Below are 20,451 nucleotides of genomic sequence, written 5' to 3'. Positions count from 1 at the left end.
ACACGGGTGCTGCCCCAAGCAGTGCCTTTCACCCCATGTCGTGGCCTTTGGCTGCGGATGCCCATCTGCGCGGGCTGTGCGCAACCCGGGTCGCAAGGCCTCTTTAAAAGGAGCAAAACATGTCCACCAAGACATCAATTTCCGGACTCACCGATGAGGAAGCCCAGGAGTTCCACCATTACTGGATGCAGGGCACCGTGGGCTTTACAGCAGTTGCTGTGCTGGCCCACATCCTGGTCTGGGCGTGGCGTCCCTGGTTCTGATTCAGAGCCTGTTTTTTCATCCATAGATTGACGGAGTCACTGTCATGCAAAACACAACCCACCTCAACGAGGACCATTCGCGTGCGGATGAGTCCCCTGCGTTCTGGTCCATTTTCCTCATCGGATTCGGATGTCTGTTCGTGGTCGTCGTACTGGCCAAACTGGTCGGCGTTCACTGGCGGGATCTGCTGCCCGGTGCAGAAGATGCCAAGAGCATGAGTCAGGGTGTGAATGCGGCGGTGTACACCTTCATGTCCCACATCATTTAGGAGATTCACCATGTGGAGAATTTGGCGACTTTACGACCCTTTGCGTGCCATGGTACTGCAGGGCATTTTCTTGTTTGGCCTGGCCGCGATGATTCACCTCATCTTGCTCAGCACCAACAAATTCAACTGGCTCGACGGTGCGAAAAAACCGGTCGCAGCATCGGCGCAAAACTCGCCGCTGCCGACTTCGGTGGCTTCACTCGCCGCGCCCAAGTCCTGATCCAGGACTTGCCGTTCAGAAGCCGTCATTGACCTCGTGTCAATGCGGCATCTGTTGATCCACTGATGCAGGAGGACCCAACCATGGCCATGCTGAATTTTGAGAAAAAGTACCGTGTTCGCGGTGGTACCCTGCTGGGTGGTGATTTGTTCGACTTCTGGGTCGGACCGTTTTACGTCGGTTTCTTCGGCGTCACAACCTTGTTCTTTTCGTTCCTGGGCACGGCCCTCATTTTGTGGGGCGCCTCACAAGGGCCCACCTGGAACCTCTGGCAGATCAGCATCGCACCGCCTGATCTGTCGTATGGCCTGCGCTTTGCGCCCCTGATGGAAGGCGGCCTGTGGCAGCTCATCACGGTGTGTGCCATTGGCGCATTTGGCTCTTGGATGATGCGCGAGGTCGAGATCTGCCGCAAGCTGGGCATGGGCTTTCATGTGCCCGTGGCCTTCGGTGTGGCCATCTCGGCTTATGTCACTTTGGTGGTCGTGCGGCCGGTGCTCATGGGCGCCTGGGGCCACGGCTTTCCGTACGGCATCTACAGCCACCTCGACTGGGTGTCCAACGTGGGCTACCAGTACCTGCACTTTCACTACAACCCGGCGCACATGATCGCCGTGAGTTTCTTCTTCGCCAGCGTGTTTGCCCTGTCGCTGCACGGCGGTTTGATCCTGTCATCCACCAATCCCGCACCGGGCACCGTGGTCAAGACACCCGAGCACGAGGACACGTTCTTCCGCGACATCATCGGCTACTCGATCGGCACCTTGGGCATCCACCGCCTGGGCCTGTTCCTGGCGCTGGCGGCCGTGTTGTTCAGCGCCCTGTGCATCGTGCTCAGCGGCCCCTTCTGGAGCCGTGGCTGGCCCGAGTGGTGGAGCTGGTGGCTGAACATGCCGATCTGGTCCCAGTGGCCACTCTGATTCGGACTGCACGCAGCCCGAACCCCAAGAATTGAGGAGTACCGCAAATGGCCGACTATCAAAACCTGTTCACCACGGTGCAAGCCGTGGGTCCAGTCCACCACGGGGTGGAACTCGGACACGGCAACAGCCCGCGCACTGGGCAGCCCCTGATCAACTACTGGATCGGCAAGTTGGGCAATGCCCAGCTTGGCCCGATTTACCTCGGTGGTCTGGGTTTGGCTTCGCTCGTGTTTGGCTTGATCGCCTTCACCCTGATCGGCATGAACATGCTGGCCTCGGTCAACTACGACCCGATCCAGTTCGTGCGCCAGCTGTTCTGGCTGTCGCTGGAGCCGCCACCACCGAGCTACGGCCTGAGCATGCCACCGCTCAACCAGGGCGGCTGGTTCCTCATCGTGGGTTTGTTCCTCACCGCGTCGGTCATGTTCTGGTGGGCCCGCACCTACCGCCGCGCGGTCGAGCTGGGCATGGGTACGCACATCGCCTGGGCTTTTGCTGCAGCCATCTGGTTGTTTTTGGTGCTGGGCTTGTTCCGTCCCATCCTGATGGGTTCCTGGGGCGAGGCGGTGCCTTACGGCATCTTCTCCCACCTGGACTGGACGGCGGCTTTCTCGCTGCGCTACGGCAACCTGTTCTACAACCCCTTCCACGCGCTGTCGATCGTGTTCTTGTACGGCTCGGCCCTGCTGTTTGCCATGCACGGCGCGACCATTCTGGCCGTCACCCGCTTTGGTGGTGAACGCGAGATCGAGCAGATCACCGACCGGGGCACGGCCTCGGAACGTGCGGCCTTGTTCTGGCGCTGGACCATGGGCTTCAACGCGACCATGGAATCGATTCACCGCTGGGCCTGGTGGTTCGCTGTGCTGTGCCCCATCACCGGCGGCATCGGCATCTTGCTGACTGGCACCGTGGTGGACAACTGGTACCTCTGGGCCATCAAGCATGGCGTGGCGCCACCGTACCCCGAAATCTTTCCAGCGGTGGTGGACCCCGCGCTGAGCACAGGAGCCAAGCCATGAACACCCACACCCTCCACAAAACGCATTGGACAAGACGCCTGGCCCAAGGTCTGGGCCTGGCACTGGTGGGCCTGGTGCTCGCTGGTTGCGAGCGCCCGATTCCAGAGACGGTCCAAAGCGGGTATCGCGGCACCGGCATGGCGCAGGTCTACAACGCCCGTCTGCTCGAAGTCAAAACCGAAAAGAACCAGCCACCTGCGGCGATCCCTTCACCCGGCTCGGACGGCCCCAAGGCCGCGCAGGCCTACAAGAACGTCAAGGTGCTGGGCCATCTGAGTGTGGGCGAGTTCAACCGCCTGATGGTCTCGATGACCAGCTGGGTGGCCCCGCAAGAAGGCTGCGGCTATTGCCATGCCTTGCCCAACTTTGAAGACGACAGCAAATACACCAAGGTGGTGGCGCGGCGCATGGTCGAGATGACGCAGCACATCAACGCCGACTGGCAGCCGCACGTCGCGCAGACCGGCGTGACCTGCTACACCTGCCACCGGGGTGAGCCGGTGCCCAATGCCATCTGGTTCAAGTCCGATCCTCAGCCGCAAGGCTCGAACTTCATCGGTGACAAGGCCGGACAGAACACCCCTTCACCGGTGGTCAATTTGTCCTCACTGCCCAACGACCCATTCACTCCCTTCCTGCTGGACAAGCAGAACATCCGCGTGAACGGCCCCACCGCGCTGCCCTCGGGCAACCGCCAGTCGATCAAGCAGGCCGAGTGGACCTATGGCTTGATGACGCACATGTCCACCTCGCTGGGCGTGAACTGCACCTACTGCCACAACACGCAGTCCTTCCAGAATTGGGAGAACAGCCCACCGCAACGCGTGACGGCCTGGCATGGCATCCGCATGGCGCGGGACCTGAACCTGACCTACATGGAGCCTTTGACCGAAGTCTTCCCGGCGCACCGCAAGGGCCCGCTGGGTGATGTGGCCAAGCTCAACTGCGCCACCTGCCACCAGGGTGCGTACAAGCCTCTGAACGGTGCGCCCATGGCCAAGGACTTTCCCGAGTTGCTCAAACCCGCTTTGGCTGCGTCCAAAGTCGCGGCCAAGTAGTTCGCAAGCCACCGCACCTTTGCCGGACGCCCGTCATGGAAGCCATCGCCAACCTTCATGACCCGCTGTCTGGCGTGGTGGTGGTGTTGCTGGCCGACTTCTTGCGACAGCACCAGGGTTGGGGCTGGCTGCGGCTGGTGGCCGGAGCCACGCCCTACAAGGAGGTGCCAGGCCTGACCATGGTCAAGGTCATGGGCAGTGGCCACGGCGGGGGTTTTAGCCTGCGCCCCAGTGCCACGCACCAGGGCCTGATCTGCACGTTCACCCACCTCGATCTGGCCCTGCAGTTTCTGGACAGCCCGGCGGTGCAGGCTTACCGCAGCCGTGCGCGTGAATGCTGGAGCGGCGTGATGGCGGTGCAATCGGCGCGCGGCCACTGGGACAAGCAAGCCTGGCAGGTCAGCAGCGCCCAATCACTGGGAGAGACAGGTCAAGATGCTGCGCAAGCGCCAGGCCCCTTCGCTGTGCTGACACGCGCCAGCATTTTGCCCACCAAGGCCATGGCCTTCTGGCGTTATGCCCCGGCGGCCCAGGCTGAACTCGACCAATCCCCCGGTTGCCTGTTGGCCATGGGCTTGGGCGAGGCGCCCTTGGTGCGCCAATGCACCTTCAGTTTGTGGCAAGACACGGCATCGATGCTGAACTACGCCCACCAGGGTGCGCACCAGGTGGCCAGTGCAGCGGCCTACAAACACCAGTTTTTTTCCGAGTCGCTGTTCGTGCGCATGCAGGTGCTGCAGATGGCCGGGGTCTGGAAAGGTCAGCCTTTTCAGTTTGACAACGCTTCGCCTCTTGGCGCTGCCGCGGCGCTGGACACTGCACCCGTTGTGGATACGCCCCGTCTGGAGCTCAGCCATGTCTGAGCCACGTGTCGTCATCGTCGGCGCGGGCATGGGCGGCTTGTGCAGCGCCATTGCGCTTGCTCACCAAGGGCTCGATGTCACCGTGGTTGAAGCCTCGGGCGAGCCCGGCGGCAAGGTGCACAGCCGCGAAGTGAACGGCGCACACATCGACAGCGGCCCCACCGTGTTCACCATGCGCTGGGTGTTCGACGACTTGCTGCGCAGCGTGGGCACCAGCGTCGAGGCCGAGATGCGCATCACGCCACTGCAGGTGCTCGCCCGTCACTTCTGGCCCGACGGCAGCCAGCTGGATTTGTCGGCCGACGCGCGCGAAAGCGAAGCGGCCATTGCCGCTTGGTCGGGGGGCGACGAAGCCCGGCGATTCAGGGATTTTTGTAAAACCACGCGCCAGCTTTACGCCATGCTCGAAGGCCCGATGATCCGCGCCCAGCGCCCCAGCATGGGCGGCTTCATGGGCGACTTGGGGTTCAATGGCTTGGGCGTGTTGGCCCAACTGGGGCCCATGCGCAGCCTGTGGCAGCAACTGGGCCAGCAGTTTCCCGATCCGCGTTTGCGCCAGCTGTTTGCACGCTACGCCACCTATTGCGGCTCATCGCCTTGGCAGTCGCCCGCCACCCTCATGCTGATTGCGCAGGTCGAGATGGATGGGGTCTGGTCGGTTGAAGGCGGCATGGTCGGCATGGCCCAGGCGCTGGCCCGTGTGGCCCGCCGTCGTGGTGCGGTGTTCCGCTACCACAGCACTTGCCAGCGCATCGAGCAGCGCCAGGGCCGCGTGTGCGGTGTGCAGCTGCAGTCGGGCGAATTTATACCGGCCGACCGCGTCATCTTCAATGGCGATGCTGCCGCTTTGCGCCAAGGCTTGTTGGGCGAGGACATGCGCCGCGCTGTGCCGCAGGCCGCACCGCCAAGATCCCTGTCGGCCGTGACTTGGTCCATGCATACCCCCGCCGATGGCGTGGCGCTGGACCGGCACAACGTGTTTTTTCAGAGCACTTACGCCAGCGAGTTCGAAGACATTTTTGAGCGCCAGCGCCTGCCCGAACAGCCCACGGTCTATGTCTGTGCGCAAGACCGGCCTGCGCCCTTGGCCCCAGGCCAGGCCGAGCGCATTTTTTGTTTGGTCAACGCCCCCGCCAGCGGTGATGGCAACGCGATCACCGAGGAGGCTTTAGAACAATGCCAAACGCACACCTTTCAGCACCTTCGCAGGCTGGGCCTGAGCCTGACGCCCACCACGGCCAACAGCCAGCGCACGACGCCGCAGGATTTTCATCGGCGCTTTCCGGCCAGCGGCGGGGCACTGTACGGGCAGGCGACGCACGGCTGGACCAGCATCTTCAGCAGACCTGGCTCCACCACACCCCTGCAGGGCCTGTTTCTGGCGGGGGGCAGCGTGCACCCGGGACCGGGCGTGCCGATGGCGGCCTTGTCCGGGCAGCGGGCGGCCGAGGCGCTGATGGCGAGCCTCGCTTCGACCAGCACGTTCCCGACGGGGGCTACCTTTGGTGGTATGTCGACGCCATGAGTGACGATGGCCAGCACGGCATCACCCTCATCGCGTTCGTGGGCAGTGTGTTCTCGCCGTACTACGCCTGGGCGCGTGGGCGCGGCCAGGCCCATGCAGATAACCACTGCGCCCTGAACGTGGCCATTTACAGCAAAAGCCAGGGCCGCTGGGCCATGACCGAGCGTGGTCAGCGCCATTGCCACCGAACAGAGCGCCAGTTCGCCATCGGCCCGAGCCAGCTGAGCTGGGACGGCGACTGCCTGACCATCGACATCGACGAGGTGTGTGTGCCTGTTCCGCGCCGTGTGCGCGGTCGCATCAAGCTCTGGCCGCAGCAGTTGTTTGGCTATTCCACGCCACTGGATGTGAACGGGCGTCACCGCTGGGGTCCATTGGCCCCGGCCTCGCGCATCGAAGTCGACCTGAGCGCCCCTGACCTGAAGTGGCAAGGCCATGCGTACCTGGATTCCAACGAGGGCGACGAGCCGGTGGACCAGGGCTTTCACACCTGGGACTGGTCGCGCGCCCGCATGCGCGATGGCAGCACTTTGGTGTTTTACGACATGCAAGCGCCCGGCACCGATGATCGCGTGCTGTCGCTGCGCTTCACGCCCAAAGGCACGGTCGAGCCGATGGCCACCCCGCCCGTGCAGCGCTTGCCCAAGACGGGCTGGCGCATTGATCGGCGCATGCGCAGCACGCAAGCCGTGCGGGTGCACGAACAACTTGAAGATACGCCGTTTTACCAGCGTGCCTTGCTGCAATTTGACTACGCGGGCGAGCCTTTGCTTGCCTTCCACGAAACCCTGTCGGTGCCGCGTTTGGTGTCACCGGTGGTTCAAGCCATGCTGCCTTGGCGCATGCCACGGCGGGCTTGAGATGAACACCCTTGAATCCGCTCTCAAGGCAACCCCATTCCTGGCCGTGGTGGCCATGAATAGCCCTCGTGCGGGCCGTGCACGTCTTCTGCAAGGAGAAAACTATGTCTAACTCAGACAAAGTCTGGCCAACGGGACTGACCGAGGCCGAATCGGAAGAGATTCACCGCAATCTCATCCAGGGTACGCAGATTTTCGGCATGATTGCCGCATTTGCCCATCTGCTGGCCTACATCTATTCACCCTGGCTCAAGTAAGGGAGACACAACATGATCTACTCGAAAATGTGGTGTGTGGTGAAACCTTCGGTCGGTATCCCGGTGTTCATTGCGGCTGTGGCGATTGCGTCCTTCAGCGTGCACCTGGCCCTGACCATCAACACTTCCTGGGTGAAGAACTTCCTCAACGGCGGCGCCAAAGTGGTCGCCGCTGCGCCTGCTGCGGCGGACGCGACGGTGAAGAAGTAAGGGCGCTCGCCCGATCGGCCAGACGCGCAAGCGTCTGGTCTTTCTTGTATGAACAAAACAAAAACACGATCTTCTCTTGCGCAGGTGCTGGCCAGCATGGGCCCCCGTTTTTTGCCTTTTGCGGACGCCGCCAGCGATGATTTGCCGCTGTCCCGTCTGCTGCGCTTGTCGCTGTTTCAAATTTCTGTGGGCATGGCCATGGTCATGCTGGTGGGCACCCTCAACCGCGTGATGATCGTCGAGCTGCAAGTGCCGGCCACGCTGGTGTCGCTGATGGTGGCCCTGCCTTTGCTCGTGGCGCCGTTTCGGGCGCTGATCGGTTTTCGTTCGGACAACCACCGCTCGCAACTGGGCTGGCGGCGTGTGCCTTACATCTGGATGGGCAGCTTGCTGCAGTTTGGCGGCTTTTCCATCATGCCTTTTGCGCTGTTGGTGCTGGCCGGTGCCGGCCAGGCCAGCCAGGCCCCCGCTTGGGTGGGGCTGGTGGGTGCCGCAGGAGCCTTTGTGCTGGTGGGCATCGGCATGCACACCGTACAAACCGCGGGTCTCGCGCTGGCCACCGACCTGGCGCCACCCGAGCGCCAGCCGCAGGTTGTGGGCTTGATGTATGTGATGCAACTGGTCGGCATGATCGGCAGCGCCCTGATGCTGGGCCACTTGCTGCGCGACTACAGCCCTGGCCAGCTGATCCGTGTGGTGCAGGCCGTGGCGGTGATGACCTTGACGCTCAACGTGATCGCCTTGTGGAAGCAAGAGCCGCGCAGCCGTCTGCGCAAGCCGGGTATGCCCATCGAACACACTTTCGCACAAGCCTGGCAACTCTTTTGCCAAGGCCCGAACACGCTGCGGCGTTTGCTGGCGGTGGGCCTGGGCACCATGGCCTTCACCATGGAAGACGTGTTGCTGGAGCCTTATGGCGGCGAGATCTTGAGCCTGAGCGTGTCCACCACCACCTTGCTCACGGCCAACCTGGCCTTGGGCGGTCTGATCGGGTTTGCCTGGGCTTCGCGTGTGCTCAGCCGCGGCGCTGATGCCTACCGCATGGCCAGCTGGGGCGCCTGGGTGGGCGTGCCCGCGTTTGCGGCGGTGATCGCCTCTGGCCCCCTGGCTTCTGCGCCTTTGTTCGCGCTGGGTATTTTTCTGATCGGCCTGGGCGGCGGTTTGTTTGCCCATGGCACCTTGACCGCGACCATGCAAATGGCCCCGCCCGAGCACACCGGGCTGGCCATGGGCGCCTGGGGCGCGGTGCAGGCCACGGCGGCGGGCCTGGGCATGGCGCTGGGCGGCTTGGTGCGGGACGGCGTGGCGCTCGGCAGCAGCTCGGTCATGGCTTACACGGTGGTGTATGGCCTCGAGATTCTTTTGCTGGCTTTGACCCTGTGGGCCATGGCGCCTTTGGTGCGGCCAGCGCGTGACCTTGTACGGTCACCGCTCAACTCTGCATAATGCTCCTCACCTGTTTGGACCCTTCACCCTCAACTCAAGGAAAAGCCATGGAAATCAAACACATCCTCATCATCATGTTCGTGGTTTTCGGCCTGTTCATGCTGGCCAACTGGTTCAACCGTCCCAGAGGCCCACGCAAGTGATGGTTCACCGAGCCCATCCCCCAAAACCGCTGCGAAGCGGTTTTTTTATGCCTGCCACCAGCCCGGTCCGTTCAGCTTGACAGCGCTGGCCAGACATGGCGCACCAGCAGGGCTGAGAGCACCCACATGGTCAGGCCGATCAACGCGTCCAAAATCTGCCAGGCACGGGGCTTTGCAAACCAGGGAGCCAGCCAACGCGCCCCAAAGCCCAAAGCACTGAACCACAGCAAACTGGCTACGCTGGCCCCGGCCGCAAACCAGCCCTGCAATGGCGCTGCTTGCTGAGCCCCGATGCTGCCCACCAGCAGCACCGTGTCCAGGTAAACGTGCGGATTGAGCAGCGTGAAGCCCGCTGCTTGTGCCAGAGCAGCGCCGCGGCCCAGGCCCAGGCCCGCATCTGTCACTGCCAGCGCGCTGGCTTGGCGCGCCCGTTGCAGCGCCCGCCAGCCATAGACCGCCAAAAACGCTGCACCGGCCAAAGCCAGGGCACGCGCGAGCCCTGGCCGCTCGCCCAAGGCTTGTGCCATGCCCAGCACGCCGGCTGTGATCAGCAGCGCATCGGCCACCGCGCAAAAGGCCACCACGCTGCCCACATGCTCGCGGCGCAAACCCTGGCGCAATACAAAAGCGTTTTGCGCCCCGATGGCCACGATCAGGCCCAGGCTGAGCAACAGGCCTTGGACAAAAACAGGCCAGGCCATGAAAAGGGTGTCTTGCAAGTTCATGGGGCATGAGCTTGTCAGTCTTTCAAGATTAAGACAAACTGTCTTTTCTTCATCCGCTTTAGAAAAACTAAATACATGCTCGACTATTTCTCTTTGGCAGCTTTGGCGTCAGTGGTTCGTGAAGGCAGTTTTGAGCGAGCGGCACGGGCTTTGCACGTCACGCCGTCCGCCGTGTCGCAACGCATTCGGCTGCTGGAAGAGCGGGTGGGCTGTGCTCTGGTGGTGCGCGGCCAGCCCTGCCAGGCCACTGAGACCGGTCGACGTCTTTGCCAGCACATGGACCGTGTGCGTCTGCTGGAGCAGGAATTGCAAGGCAGCTTGCCGGGTCTGGCCCCGGAAGGCGTGGCGCGTGTCACGCTGCCTATAGCGGTGAACGCTGACAGCCTGGCCACCTGGTTTGCCCCGGCTGTGACCGCGTTTGCGGCCGAGGCACCCGTCTTGATGGCGGTGTCGGTGGACAACGAGGACCACACCACCGAGTGGTTGCGCAGCGGCGCGGTGCTGGCCGCCGTGACGGCCACGGCGCGCCCGGCTACCGGTTGCAACAGCCGCGCCCTGGGGGCCATGCGCTATGTGGCGGCGGCCAGTCCCGCTTTTGTGCAGCGCCACTTGGCGCCCGGCGTGACAGCCGGGACACTGGCTCAGGCGCCCAGTCTGGTGTTCAACACACAGGACGAACTGCAGGCCCGCTGGGTGCGGCGTCTGTGCCATCGGCATGTGGAGCTGCCGCGGCACACCTTGCCCTCCACCCACGCTTTTGTAGAGGCCTCATTGGCCAGCATGGGCTGGGGCTTGCACCCGCTCACCCTGATTGCACCCCACTTGCGAAGTGGTGCCTTGCAGGAGCTGGTGCCGGGCACACCGCTCGATGTGCCTTTGTATTGGCAGGAAACCCGCGCCGCATCCGTTTTACTCGATGGCCTGAGCCGTGCGGTATTGAATGCCGCGCAGGGCAGTTTGATGTTTTGAAGGTCAGGTCATGTGCGTGTCGGCAAGCTCATGAAAGGCTGCGGCATGCCATGCCAACTTGCAAAGAAACCATCTTGCGCTGTTGAGGCGGCGGGTACTTGCTGCTGCAGCAAGACTTGCCAGCCGGCCAAGGCACTGTCGATCAAGGGCAGGGCGCAGTGGGCTTGCAGCCGCTGTGCGTAACCGGCCAGACCGGCACCGCCCAAGATGATGCTGGCCACACCCGTTTGGGCGGCGTTCTGGCAGGCCTGGCCCAGGCAGCGCAAGGCCATGTCTGGATCGGCCTGCAGCGCTGCCCCGGTGGGGGCCACGGTTTCGATGTGGCGCAGTTGCGCGCCGTAACCCAGGCTGTTGGCCAGGCGCTGCAGCATGGGCTTCCAGCGCTCGCCACCGGTCACGATGGCAAACGGTCCATGTGCAGCCGCCTGGATGAAAGAGGCCTCGGCCAATCCGGTGACCGGACAAGCGCTGACTTCGCGCAGCGCGAACAAACCCGGGTCACCAAAACAGCCGATTAACACCCCATGCAGTGCAGGCGAAGGCAGGCTGCGCCGAGCCGCCCATGCGTCCAGGCAGGCGTGCGCAGCGACTGCATGGCTGGCTTCGCAAGCGATGTAGGGTGCGCCAAATCGGGCGGTCGCTACCTCCAGCCGCACGCCTTGCGGCAGCCCAGCTTGCAACACATCTTGCAAGCGTTGCGTGGTCAAGGGGTTGGTGTTCGGGTTGATCAGCAAATACCGACGTGGTGGTGTGGTGTCCATGTGTTGTGCTCCTCGGTTCATGCATGCATCTGGGCCCCAAACCAGTGCAAGTGCTCGACTCAAAAAAGGGCGGCTTTGTGCAGGAGGCCCTTTTTTGGTGTGACGCGCAGGCCAGGCCCATGCGGGGCCTGTGGGCGTCTGTGCATGCGACAGGCCTGAAAGCATCCATCGTGCCGGGTTGGCACAGCTCCTGCATAGAGACAACGCTGGCTAATGGCCAAGCCATTTCTTCAACCTTGCTTGCTCTAGGAGTCTCCATGAAACGTCGCGATTTATTGGCAGCGGGTGCCGCCACATTGGCTGCCCCTTGGGTCCACGCCCAGTCGTCTGCCTGGCCCAGCAAAGGCCCGATCCGCTTGATCTGCCAGTACCCACCCGGTGGTCTGGTGGACACGGTGGCGCGTTTGATGGCGCCGCACCTGTCCAGTGCCTTGTCGCAAACCGTGGTGGTGGACAACCGCGCGGGTGCAGGCGGTTTGATCGGCACTGAGTTCGCGTCACGCCAGGCCGCCGATGGCTACAGCCTGTTGGTCAGCCACGCCTCGGTGCATATTTATGCCACCGCCACGCGCCGCACCATGCCCTTTGATCCCGTCAACGATTTCACCCACCTGGGCATGTTGGTCGAAGCGCCCATGTTGCTTTTGGTGCGGGCCCAGTCGCCCTACCAAACACTGGCGCAGTACGTGAATGCTGCCAAAACCAAACCCGTGCGCTTTGGCACCTCGGGCATTGGTTCGGCCAACCACCTGTATGGCGAACTGCTCAAGATCGAAGGCCAGGCCAACGAGCACGACCATGTGCCCTACCAGGGCAGCGCCCCGGCCATGCAGGACCTGCTGGGCGGCCAGATCGACAGCGTGTTTGACCCTGTTACCACCAACGTGAACCAGCTCAAGGCCGGCTCGCTGCGCGCCTTGGCGGTGTCCACGCCCTCGCGCATGGCGGCTTTCCCCAATATCCCGACTTTTGCTGAATTGGGCTATGGCTCGCTGACAGGCTCACAGTGGCTGGGTTTGTCTGCGCCCAAGAATTTACCCGCCCCGATTGCCCAGCGCCTGACCGCACTGATCCCTGAAATTTTGGCCAAGCCCGACGTGATGGCGCGGCTGGAAGAAGTGCAAACCCTGCCGCGCAAAACGCCTGTGGTGGGCGACGATTTCGTCAAGCTCATCCAGTCGCAAATCACCAACTGGAGCGCGGTGGCCAAGCGCGCCAAGGTCGAAGTGATCGCCTGAGCGTCAGCCAAGGCTTTCACGCCACCAGCAGGCGGCAGCTTCCAGCACGCACTAGACTGGAAGCTGCCTCTTGTTTTTTGATCTTCAACAACCGCCCTGTGGAATTTCTTCATGACCGAAGTCGACTTTGACCAGATCAGCAGCTACCAGCGCTACAAGCTCATGGCCAGCTTGATCGTGCCCCGGCCCATTGCCTTGGTGACCACGCTTGGGGCCAACGGGGTGGTCAATGCGGCGCCGTTTTCCATGTTCAACATGATCGGCGAAGACCCGCCCATCCTGATGATCAGCATCAACCGCCTGCAAGACGGCCGGCTCAAGGACACGGCCGCCAACATCCTGCACAACGGTCAGTTTGTGGTGCACATGTCCGATGAACCCATGGCACAGAAGATGCACGACTGCGGTGAATCACTGCCGTCTGACGTGAGCGAGCTGACTGCTGTGGGGCTGACGCCCGTGCCTTCGCACACCGTGGCCCCCCCGCGCATTCAGGAAGCGCCCATTGCGTTTGAATGCGTACTGCACGAAAAACTCGAAACTCCCAGCCGCTACGTCTTCATCGGCCGCATCCAATGGTTGGCCGCCCGCGAGGGCCTGATCGATACCGAAGCCTGGCGCGTCAATTTGCGTGACTACAAACCGGTGGCCCGCTTTGGTGCGAGTTTTTACACCCGCACCGAAGACCGTTTTTCACTGTCGGACAAGGCGGGCGAAGCGCCATCGGTGAACACGGCCATCGATCAGATGTGATCGGGTAGACGACTCAGGCTGCCGCCATTTGAATGGGCTGTCCGGCCTCCAGCAAATACATCACCTGCTGCATGACCTGCGGGCCTGAGGCGGAGTAGGGGTCGAAGTCGGGGTGGTGGAGTTTGACCATGGGGTCGTCCACCGACAGGTGCACCAGCGCCATGGACCATTGGCCAAAACGGCGTTCGTGGATTTCTTCGTAGTGCAGGATCTCTACATTCTGGTGACGGGTGTCGGCGCTGATGCGGCGGTACAGCGCATTGACCTTGCTGCGCTCGCCTTCGATCACCTGAAAGAAAAAGCCTTGTCCCTGGCACAGCACCCCGGTGATGCCTTGCGCAGGGTTGTTGGCTTGCGCTTGCGCCAGGATGGTGGTGGTCATCGTGGTGGTTTGCGGGCCGACGGCGCGGCTCACATACAGCAGGCGCACGTTGATGCTGTGGCTGGGCACTCTCATGGTGTGGGGCTCATGGCGTGGGGTGCACCGCGTTGCGGTCCAGGCGCTCGGTCTCGCGGCGCTCGAACAGGTTGAGCATCCAGGCCACGCGCTGGGGCATGGCCCGGTTGGGAAAATAGGCCTTGTTGCCGGTTTGTTGGGTCGCCGATTGGCAGCCTTGCACCAGGCCCACAATGGCCGCCAGCGGCGCAGGGCTGTGGTCGGCCACCCGAATCCAGTGCACCTGGGTCCAGGCGCTGGCCAGCAGCATGAGCTTGCGCGTGGTGCTGACCACCGTGCGTTTGTTGACCGAGTCCAGGCCTTCGCGGCGCAGCTGGTGGCCGATCTCGGCGTAGATCATGCTGGCCGCGCAAATGGCGGCGCGGCAGTCGGGCGGCAGAGCGGCAATGCCCGAATGCGCTTGCTTGTACAGGCGGTCGGCCTCGTCGAGCAATCGCGCCACCACCTGAGCAATGGCCGGGGTGAATGTGGGTTGGGCCATCCAGGCTTCGGGGTCAATGCCCGCCTCGATCAGCCAGCGGCGCGGCAGGTACAGGCGGCCAATGCTGGCGTCATGGCCCACGTCGCGCGCGATGTTGGTCAGCTGCATGGCCACGCCCAGCTCGCAGGCCCGTGCCAGCGTGTCCATGCTTTGCGGCCCCATGATCCAGCTCATCATCGCGCCCACACTGCCCGCCACCCGGGCACCATAGGCGTGCAGGTCTTCGATGCTGTTGTACGTGCGACCTCCGGCGTCCCAGGCAAAGCCTTCGATCAGTGCGTCCAGCAAATGGCGCGGCAGTTTGTATTGCTGGACCACCAGGCTGAGCGCGTGGTCTTCCACATGGTCGTGCGGGGTGCTGGCATAGATGGCGTCCAGGCGCTCTTGCAGCACATCGAGTGGGATGTCACCCGCCGCGGCTTCGTCCACCAGGTCGTCGGCCACGCGGCAAAAAGCATACAGCGCGATGGCCGCCGTGCGCACGCGCAGGGGCAGCAAGCGGCTGGCTGCAAAAAAAGTTTTGGAGCCGCCCTGCATCATGGCCACGCAGGCCTGCAGGTCTTGCGAGTCGAAGTCGAGTTCTTGCAAACTGACAGCGTTGGGGGGGCGTTCAGATGTTGACATGGGGGACCACCGATTCCAAAGCTTTGGCCGACATCAGCACGCCCGGCACACCCGCGCCCGGGTGCGTGCTGGCACCCACCACAAACAGACCCGGCACATCCTCGCTGCGGTTGTGGGGGCGGAACCAGGCGCTTTGCAGCAGCAGCGGCTCCAGGCCAAAGCCCGCGCCTTTGTAGGACCACAAGTTGTCCTGAAAATCCCGTGGGGTGCTGACCTTGCTGGTCACGATGCACTCGCGCAGACCGGGCAGCACGCTGGCTTCCAGGCTCTCGGCAATGGCGGCTCGGTAGGTCTCGGCAAAGGCGGGCCAGTCGGTGCCGCTGTCCAGGTGCGGCACGGGCGAGAGCACATAAAAGGTGTCGCAACCTTCGGGGGCCAGCGAGGGGTCGGTGGCGGTGGGGCGGTGCAGGTACAGGCTGAAGTCGTCGGCCAGTTTGTGCTTATTGAAGATGTCTTGCAGCAGGCCTTTGTAGCGCGGGCCCAGCACCATCATGTGGTGCGGCACGTCTTTGTATTGCTTGGAGGTGCCGAAATACCAGACGAACAGGCCCATGGAGTATTTGCCCTGGGCGATTTTGCGGTCTGTCCACACGCGGCGGTGCTGCGGGGCCACCAGATTTTTGTAGGTCCAGGCGGTGTCGCCGTTGCTGACCACAATGTCGGCGGGCACGAACTCGCCGTTTTGCAATTCGACACCACAGGCACGGCCGTTTTCGATGCGAATTTGTGTCACGGGGGCGTTGCAGCGCAGCGGCACGCCGCGTTCTTGCAGCAAGCCGACCAGGCCTTTGACAATCGCCCCGGTGCCGCCCATGGCCGAGTGCACACCCCAGGTGCGCTCGAGTGAGTTGATGAGGGCGTAAGCGCAAGTCACGGCAAAGGGGTTGCCGCCGATCAGCAGCGGGTGAAAGCTCATCACGATGCGCAGCTTGTCGTTGCGCATGTGTTTGGCCACCAGGCTGTACAGGCTGCGCCAAGCGCCCATGCGCAGGAAATCGGGGATGGCCGCCATCAGATCGCTGACTTTGTCAAAAGCCATGTCGCCCATGCCTTCAAAGCCCAGGGTTTTGCAGCGTTCGGCTTCTTCCAAAAAGCGTTCGTAGCCGGGCAGGTCATCGGGTTCAAAGCGGGCGACTTCTGCGCGCATGTGCTCGGGGTCGCCGTTGTAGTCGAACCAAGTGCCGTCTGAAAAACGCACACGGTAAAACGGGTCCATGGCCACCAGCTTCACGTCGCCCGCAAAGCTTTTGCCGCACAGCGCCCACAGCTCTTCGAGCAAAAACGGCGCGGTGATGATGGTGGGGCCCGCATCGAAGGTGAAGCCGTCCTGGTGGTGCACGTAGGCGCGGCCTCCGGGAGCGTCGAGTTTTTCAAAGACCTTGACTTCGTAGCCCTTGACGCTCAAGCGAATCGCTGCTGCCAAGCCGCCAAAACCGCTGCCAATGACCACCGCCACCGGGCGCTGGCGCAGCTTGGAAGGATTGCCCAACTCTGGGCCTTGCGGCGAGACGGGAATGCCGAAACCTTCGGTGCGGTAAGCATGGGGAAGTGTGGGGGTAAGGGTGGTCGTCTGGGTGTTCATGGGGGCCTTCAAGGGGGTGTGGTCAAAGCCGGTTTGGTGGTCTGGCCCATGGCCCAACCCCACAGCCGCTCCAGTGGCCAAGGAAAAATCATGATGACGTGTTCAACAATCGCGAGGCCCAGCAAAGTGGCCAGCATGACCCAGCCGGTGGTGATCGCCACGGCGCCTTGCTGCGCCAGCCAGACCAACCAGAACCAGGTGCCCATGGCTACGCCCATCGAGAGCACGAACCACAGCGACATGCCACGCGTGGTGCGGAAATAACTGGCCAGGTACTTCAGGTGCGCGGGCAGGTATTGCGCGCCGTTTTGTGGCACGCCAAAAAACAAATTCAGTTTGGCCGACAGGCGCATGCACCACAGCAGCGCAAAGGTGCAAATGGCCACATGGCTGGATTGCCCCTCTTGCATCCACCACAGCACGGCAAAGTTGGCCAGCAAGGCCAGCTCGTGGTACAGCATGACCTGCACCGATTGCACAAAACGCGGCCAACCTGTCAGGCCGGTGTCTAATGGTATTTTTCGCGGACCGGTGATCCAGCCCGTCAAAAAAGCCAGCTCGTGCCAGCCCCACATCACGATCACGCTGCCAAAGGCGAGGTAGGCGTTGAACACGCTCACGGCCTGCATGCTGTGGGCCACACCCCAAAAACTCAAAGCCAAGAGCACCGTCCAGCCGGCCAGGCTGAAACGGAAGCTGCGCGCAGGCAGCCGGTCGAGCCACAGGATCACCCCCGTGCCGAGCCACCAGCACAGGGCCGTGAACACGCAGGCCCAAACGACTTCAGTCACCATGCCGGATCCATCCGGACCTGGGGCGACAGGTCTTGGGCAATGACGGGCATGAAGTACAGGCGCGCAAAGGTGGCGGCGGCTTTGACGGCGCACACGCCTTGCTGCAGCTTGCCCACCACGCCGCCGCGGGCCTTGGCTTTCTCCATGGCTTGGGACAGGGCAAACAGGCGCTCCAGGCCCCGGCGGAAGTCGGGGTGGTCGGTGTCCAAGGCCAGCGGGAAGACCTGCTTGGTGATCTCGGTGGTGATTCGGAACACCTGGTAGTCGTACTCGCTCGAGTCGAGCCCCATGGTTTCGTGCAGCATGGGGCGGGTGTGGTCGCGCACGTACATGGTGGCGTACACGGCCAGCAGGAAGAATCGAATCCACAGCTTGTTGCCGCCACTGAGCAACTTGGGGTTGGCACGCATGATCAGGGCAAACGATTCACCGTGGCGGAATTCGTCGTTGCACCACAGCTCGAACCAGCGAAAGATGGGGTGAAAGCGTTTCTCGGGGTGCTTTTCAAGCTGGCGGAAGATGGTGATGTAGCGCGCGTAGCCGATCTTCTCGGACAGGTAGGTCGCGTAGTAAATGTATTTGGGCTTGAAGAAGGTGTATTTCTTGGTGCGCTTCAAGTTGCCCAGGTCGATGCCTAAGTTGAAGTCGCGCAGCGACAGGTTGATGAAGCCCGCGTGGCGCGATTCGTCGCGCGCCAGGTAGGTCATCAGCTGTTTGATGTCGGGGTTGCTGACGTTCTTGCGGATTTCGTTGTAGAGCACGCAACCGGAAAATTCAGACGTCAGCGAGCTGACCAGAAAGTCCATGAACTCCTGGCGCATCTCGGGCGAGAGGCTGGCCATGCCGGCGGCCACTTCGCCCGCAAAGGCTTCGTCGCGCTGGAAGTGGTCGTGGTTGTTGTCGCCCTCGTACTCGGCCATCATCTTGTCCCACTCGGCGCGCACCGGCTCGATGTTGATGCGGTCCATGGCATCGAAGTCGGTGGTGTAAAAACGCGGGCTGATCATGTCGCTGTGCACCGCCTTTTTGTTGGCGTCTTCAGCGGTTTCGATGGTGTGGACAGCGGTGGCGTTCATGGGGTTCTCCGGTGCAGAAAAAATCAAGTTCAGGGGGCTTTTTGGCCGGCCAGTCGCAGGCTGGCAAACACGGCCGCGTTGCTGGGGCCAAACGACTCCAGGTCAATGCGCTGGCCGGTGCTGGGGTCTTGCAAGGTCAGACGGCCGTCGGTGCGGCCGATCAACAAAAAGGGGGCTTCTTTCCCCAGGCTCTCGCGCTGGCGCTCACGGGCCAGGGCACGCAAGGTGCTGCGCAGAAAACCTTGCTCACCCGAAAACTGGGCCACTTGCTGGCCGTTGCGGTGGTCCAGCACGGCGATGTCGCCACTGGGCAGGTCGCGAAACTGCAGATCGCGCTGCCACTGCACGGCGGCGTCGGGCGTGCGCGGGTCCAGGCCCGACCAGCGCGCCAGGCCAACGGCCACCAGCATGGCCAGCAGCATCACGCCGATCCAGGCCATGGGCCGGTTCAGGCCTTGGCTCTGGGGGGCTTGGCGGTTTTGCTGCCAGTCCTGTGGGGGCAGGGTGTTCATGCCAGCATGCCTTGGGGTGGTGTGGCTTGGCTGTTCACAGGGGCATCGCCCAGCTGCAGGCTTTGGCCCGCCCGTTCGGCGCGCCACAGGTTCAGCAGCAATTCACCCACTTTTGCGCTCTCGGGCACGCAGCGCAGGGTGGGCTGCGGTTGTGTCATATGCCAGGCGCGCTGGTGCGGCCACAGGTGGGCCCAGCCGATGCGGTCTTCGGGGTGCAAGGCCAGCGCGATGTCGCCGGTGCCCGCGCCTTGGGTCTTGAGGGACGCCCCCGCGATGCGTTTGAAGGGTAGGTTGAAGGTCAGTGTGAGCACGATGCCGATGCGCATGACCACGCGCTTGTTGGTCAGGGTGTAGAGCGTGCTGCGTGCCGACATCCAGGCCGTGCCCAAGAGCAGCGCCAGGGCCAGGGCGTACAGACTGCCAGCCACCACCAGAGGTTTCCAGTCGACCTTGCCTTCAGGTGCCGTGAGGTTGATGGCCTGCACCGCGAGCATGAGCGCGAAGTACAGCGCGATCTTGCGCACATGGAAGGCATGGATGGCCAGGCGTTTCCAGTTGGGTGCGCCCTGCCAGACCACCCGCTCGCCCGGGGGCAGGGCGCTGGGCAGGCCGGGGGCGGCTTCCCACTCGTGTTCGTGGGTGGCTTTCATATGATGGGTTCCTGACGCTCAGGGGTGGCGTACAAGGTGCCCGCGCCGTAGTAGGCGGTGATTTTTTCTTCTTCGAGCAAGGTGATCTGCGCGTTCGATTTCGTTTGCGGCACGTTCACAAACTGGTGACCCAAAATGGCCTGCACATAGGTGCCGTCTTTCTTGATGCGCGCAAACGTCATGGGCAGCAGCACGCGCTTGTCGGAGTTCGCCAATTGCACTTCGGCGTAGCGGAAGATCATTTCCATGCGGTCGACCCACAGATCCACCACGGTGCCGGCCACCACCTTGTCAGCGCCCCAGACGGGCAAGCCACGCGGGTCCACGTCTTGTTTGGCCACCGAGTGGTCAGTCGCCACGCGCAGGGGCACGATTTTGGGGTGACCGTGTGGGTCTGCATCGGGGATGTCGGCGCGCATGGCCCAGGCTCCGGGGCCCACGCCTGCCAGGAGCGGATCGCCCACGGGTTCCAGGGGGGCACCGTTCCAGCCGTGGGTGGGTTGGCCGCTGTAGCTGCCGTCTGGGCGGGCCAAGTCGGGCGACAAGTAGGTGTGGCCGTCTTGCGTCTTGAAGGTCTTGGGTTCGGGTACGGGTGGCCAGCCTTCGATCTTGGGGCCGTTTTCTCGGCCCGAATCCATGGGGTAACCCTCGCGGTGGTTCTCACGCAAGAGGTAATAAATCAGTCCCGCGAAGAATGCCCAAAACATGTACAACACGATTTGGGCCACATCGATGTACTGGGTGATTGCGCCTGTTTCCATGGCTGTCTC

25 protein-coding genes are annotated in these 20,451 nt (G+C 62.8%); 15 read left to right on the top strand and 10 right to left on the bottom strand.

The window, feature by feature from the left end:
• Nucleotides 1–119 precede the first annotated feature (119 nt).
• The 12 genes from pufB (ACHEXL_RS08955) (at nucleotide 120) to ACHEXL_RS08900 (ending at nucleotide 8,916) form a co-directional block, all read left to right on the top strand.
• A complete protein-coding gene (gene pufB / locus ACHEXL_RS08955) occupies nucleotides 120–263 on the top strand; it encodes a light-harvesting antenna LH1, beta subunit (RefSeq protein WP_019425952.1) in 144 nt (47 codons plus the stop codon).
• Between the two features lie 44 nt (nucleotides 264–307).
• On the top strand, nucleotides 308–532 hold the full coding sequence (locus ACHEXL_RS08950; RefSeq protein WP_108407229.1) for a hypothetical protein: 225 nt from the start codon (nucleotides 308–310) through the stop codon (nucleotides 530–532).
• Between the two features lie 10 nt (nucleotides 533–542).
• Nucleotides 543–752, top strand: a complete 210-nt coding sequence (gene pufA, locus ACHEXL_RS08945; RefSeq protein WP_108332385.1) for a light-harvesting antenna LH1, alpha subunit — start codon at nucleotides 543–545, stop codon at nucleotides 750–752.
• 83 nt (nucleotides 753–835) lie between these two features.
• Nucleotides 836–1,672 (top strand): photosynthetic reaction center subunit L, encoded by an 837-nt coding sequence (gene pufL / locus ACHEXL_RS08940; protein ID WP_108426794.1) that lies wholly within the window; start codon nucleotides 836–838, stop codon nucleotides 1,670–1,672.
• A gap of 47 nt (nucleotides 1,673–1,719) precedes the next feature.
• Nucleotides 1,720–2,697: a photosynthetic reaction center subunit M gene (gene pufM / locus ACHEXL_RS08935; protein ID WP_416558981.1), complete on the top strand. Its 978-nt coding sequence runs from the start codon at nucleotides 1,720–1,722 to the stop codon at nucleotides 2,695–2,697.
• The gene (pufC, locus tag ACHEXL_RS08930; protein WP_416558980.1) at nucleotides 2,694–3,755 is read left to right on the top strand and encodes a photosynthetic reaction center cytochrome PufC; all 1,062 of its coding nucleotides are present in this window, start codon (nucleotides 2,694–2,696) and stop codon (nucleotides 3,753–3,755) included. Before pufM ends, pufC begins: the two co-directional genes overlap by 4 nt.
• A gap of 35 nt (nucleotides 3,756–3,790) precedes the next feature.
• Complete coding sequence (locus tag ACHEXL_RS08925; RefSeq protein WP_416558979.1) at nucleotides 3,791–4,618, top strand: hypothetical protein; 828 nt, start codon at nucleotides 3,791–3,793, stop codon at nucleotides 4,616–4,618.
• Complete coding sequence (crtD, locus tag ACHEXL_RS08920) at nucleotides 4,611–6,143, top strand: 1-hydroxycarotenoid 3,4-desaturase CrtD (RefSeq protein ID WP_416558978.1); 1,533 nt, start codon at nucleotides 4,611–4,613, stop codon at nucleotides 6,141–6,143. The genes ACHEXL_RS08925 and crtD overlap by 8 nt, the downstream gene beginning before the upstream one ends.
• Nucleotides 6,140–7,003, top strand: a complete 864-nt coding sequence (locus ACHEXL_RS08915) for a carotenoid 1,2-hydratase (protein ID WP_416558977.1) — start codon at nucleotides 6,140–6,142, stop codon at nucleotides 7,001–7,003. Before crtD ends, ACHEXL_RS08915 begins: the two co-directional genes overlap by 4 nt.
• A 104-nt stretch (nucleotides 7,004–7,107) precedes the next feature.
• Nucleotides 7,108–7,260 carry a light-harvesting antenna LH1, beta subunit gene (pufB, locus tag ACHEXL_RS08910; RefSeq protein WP_019429105.1) on the top strand — a complete coding sequence of 51 codons (153 nt, stop codon included), beginning with the start codon at nucleotides 7,108–7,110 and terminating at the stop codon, nucleotides 7,258–7,260.
• Between the two features lie 12 nt (nucleotides 7,261–7,272).
• Nucleotides 7,273–7,470 (top strand): light-harvesting protein, encoded by a 198-nt coding sequence (locus ACHEXL_RS08905; protein WP_416558976.1) that lies wholly within the window; start codon nucleotides 7,273–7,275, stop codon nucleotides 7,468–7,470.
• Nucleotides 7,471–7,518: 48 nt separating this feature from the next.
• A complete protein-coding gene (locus tag ACHEXL_RS08900) occupies nucleotides 7,519–8,916 on the top strand; it encodes a PucC family protein (protein WP_416558975.1) in 1,398 nt (465 codons plus the stop codon).
• Nucleotides 8,917–9,130: 214 nt separating this feature from the next.
• On the opposite strand, the gene ACHEXL_RS08895 is transcribed toward ACHEXL_RS08900, so the two are convergent.
• Nucleotides 9,131–9,784 carry a LysE/ArgO family amino acid transporter gene (locus tag ACHEXL_RS08895; protein WP_416558974.1) on the bottom strand — a complete coding sequence of 218 codons (654 nt, stop codon included), beginning with the start codon at nucleotides 9,782–9,784 and terminating at the stop codon, nucleotides 9,131–9,133.
• Nucleotides 9,785–9,859: 75 nt separating this feature from the next.
• Between ACHEXL_RS08895 and ACHEXL_RS08890 the strand changes: the two genes are divergently transcribed.
• Complete coding sequence (locus tag ACHEXL_RS08890) at nucleotides 9,860–10,753, top strand: LysR family transcriptional regulator ArgP (protein WP_416558973.1); 894 nt, start codon at nucleotides 9,860–9,862, stop codon at nucleotides 10,751–10,753.
• Between the two features lie 8 nt (nucleotides 10,754–10,761).
• Here ACHEXL_RS08890 and ACHEXL_RS08885 read toward each other — a convergent pair whose 3' ends face one another.
• On the bottom strand, nucleotides 10,762–11,514 hold the full coding sequence (locus ACHEXL_RS08885; RefSeq protein ID WP_416558972.1) for an aspartate/glutamate racemase family protein: 753 nt from the start codon (nucleotides 11,512–11,514) through the stop codon (nucleotides 10,762–10,764).
• A gap of 257 nt (nucleotides 11,515–11,771) precedes the next feature.
• Between ACHEXL_RS08885 and ACHEXL_RS08880 the strand changes: the two genes are divergently transcribed.
• Both ACHEXL_RS08880 and ACHEXL_RS08875 read left to right on the top strand, forming a co-directional pair.
• On the top strand, nucleotides 11,772–12,752 hold the full coding sequence (locus ACHEXL_RS08880; RefSeq protein ID WP_416558971.1) for a Bug family tripartite tricarboxylate transporter substrate binding protein: 981 nt from the start codon (nucleotides 11,772–11,774) through the stop codon (nucleotides 12,750–12,752).
• A gap of 111 nt (nucleotides 12,753–12,863) precedes the next feature.
• Complete coding sequence (locus ACHEXL_RS08875; RefSeq protein ID WP_416558970.1) at nucleotides 12,864–13,505, top strand: flavin reductase family protein; 642 nt, start codon at nucleotides 12,864–12,866, stop codon at nucleotides 13,503–13,505.
• Between the two features lie 13 nt (nucleotides 13,506–13,518).
• Here the strand turns inward: ACHEXL_RS08875 and ACHEXL_RS08870 are convergent, their stop codons facing one another.
• Genes ACHEXL_RS08870 through puhA form a run of 8 tightly spaced genes read right to left on the bottom strand, consistent with a single transcriptional unit; the run spans nucleotide 13,519 to nucleotide 20,442 of the window.
• Nucleotides 13,519–13,962 carry a BLUF domain-containing protein gene (locus tag ACHEXL_RS08870; protein ID WP_416558969.1) on the bottom strand — a complete coding sequence of 148 codons (444 nt, stop codon included), beginning with the start codon at nucleotides 13,960–13,962 and terminating at the stop codon, nucleotides 13,519–13,521.
• 10 nt (nucleotides 13,963–13,972) lie between these two features.
• Nucleotides 13,973–15,067, bottom strand: a complete 1,095-nt coding sequence (locus ACHEXL_RS08865) for a phytoene/squalene synthase family protein (protein WP_416558968.1) — start codon at nucleotides 15,065–15,067, stop codon at nucleotides 13,973–13,975.
• Nucleotides 15,054–16,649: a phytoene desaturase gene (locus ACHEXL_RS08860; RefSeq protein WP_416558967.1), complete on the bottom strand. Its 1,596-nt coding sequence runs from the start codon at nucleotides 16,647–16,649 to the stop codon at nucleotides 15,054–15,056. Before ACHEXL_RS08860 ends, ACHEXL_RS08865 begins: the two co-directional genes overlap by 14 nt.
• 8 nt (nucleotides 16,650–16,657) lie before the next feature.
• Nucleotides 16,658–17,443, bottom strand: coding sequence for a putative photosynthetic complex assembly protein PuhE (gene puhE, locus ACHEXL_RS08855; protein ID WP_416558966.1), 786 nt, complete (start codon nucleotides 17,441–17,443; stop codon nucleotides 16,658–16,660).
• The gene (gene acsF / locus ACHEXL_RS08850) at nucleotides 17,437–18,519 is read right to left on the bottom strand and encodes a magnesium-protoporphyrin IX monomethyl ester (oxidative) cyclase (protein WP_416558965.1); all 1,083 of its coding nucleotides are present in this window, start codon (nucleotides 18,517–18,519) and stop codon (nucleotides 17,437–17,439) included. The genes puhE and acsF overlap by 7 nt, the downstream gene beginning before the upstream one ends.
• Before the next feature lie 29 nt (nucleotides 18,520–18,548).
• Nucleotides 18,549–19,031: a photosynthetic complex assembly protein PuhC gene (gene puhC, locus ACHEXL_RS08845; RefSeq protein WP_416558964.1), complete on the bottom strand. Its 483-nt coding sequence runs from the start codon at nucleotides 19,029–19,031 to the stop codon at nucleotides 18,549–18,551.
• Nucleotides 19,028–19,681, bottom strand: a complete 654-nt coding sequence (gene puhB / locus ACHEXL_RS08840) for a photosynthetic complex putative assembly protein PuhB (RefSeq protein WP_416558963.1) — start codon at nucleotides 19,679–19,681, stop codon at nucleotides 19,028–19,030. Before puhB ends, puhC begins: the two co-directional genes overlap by 4 nt.
• Nucleotides 19,678–20,442 carry a photosynthetic reaction center subunit H gene (puhA, locus tag ACHEXL_RS08835; protein ID WP_416558962.1) on the bottom strand — a complete coding sequence of 255 codons (765 nt, stop codon included), beginning with the start codon at nucleotides 20,440–20,442 and terminating at the stop codon, nucleotides 19,678–19,680. Before puhA ends, puhB begins: the two co-directional genes overlap by 4 nt.
• Between the last annotated feature and the right edge of the window lie 9 nt (nucleotides 20,443–20,451).

Source organism: Limnohabitans sp. YIMB22184, assembly GCF_048020265.1.
Classification (GTDB): domain Bacteria; phylum Pseudomonadota; class Gammaproteobacteria; order Burkholderiales; family Burkholderiaceae_C; genus Limnohabitans_A.
The sequence above is the reverse complement of the archived record's forward strand: the minus strand, read 5'-3'. Positions and strand labels throughout refer to the sequence as shown.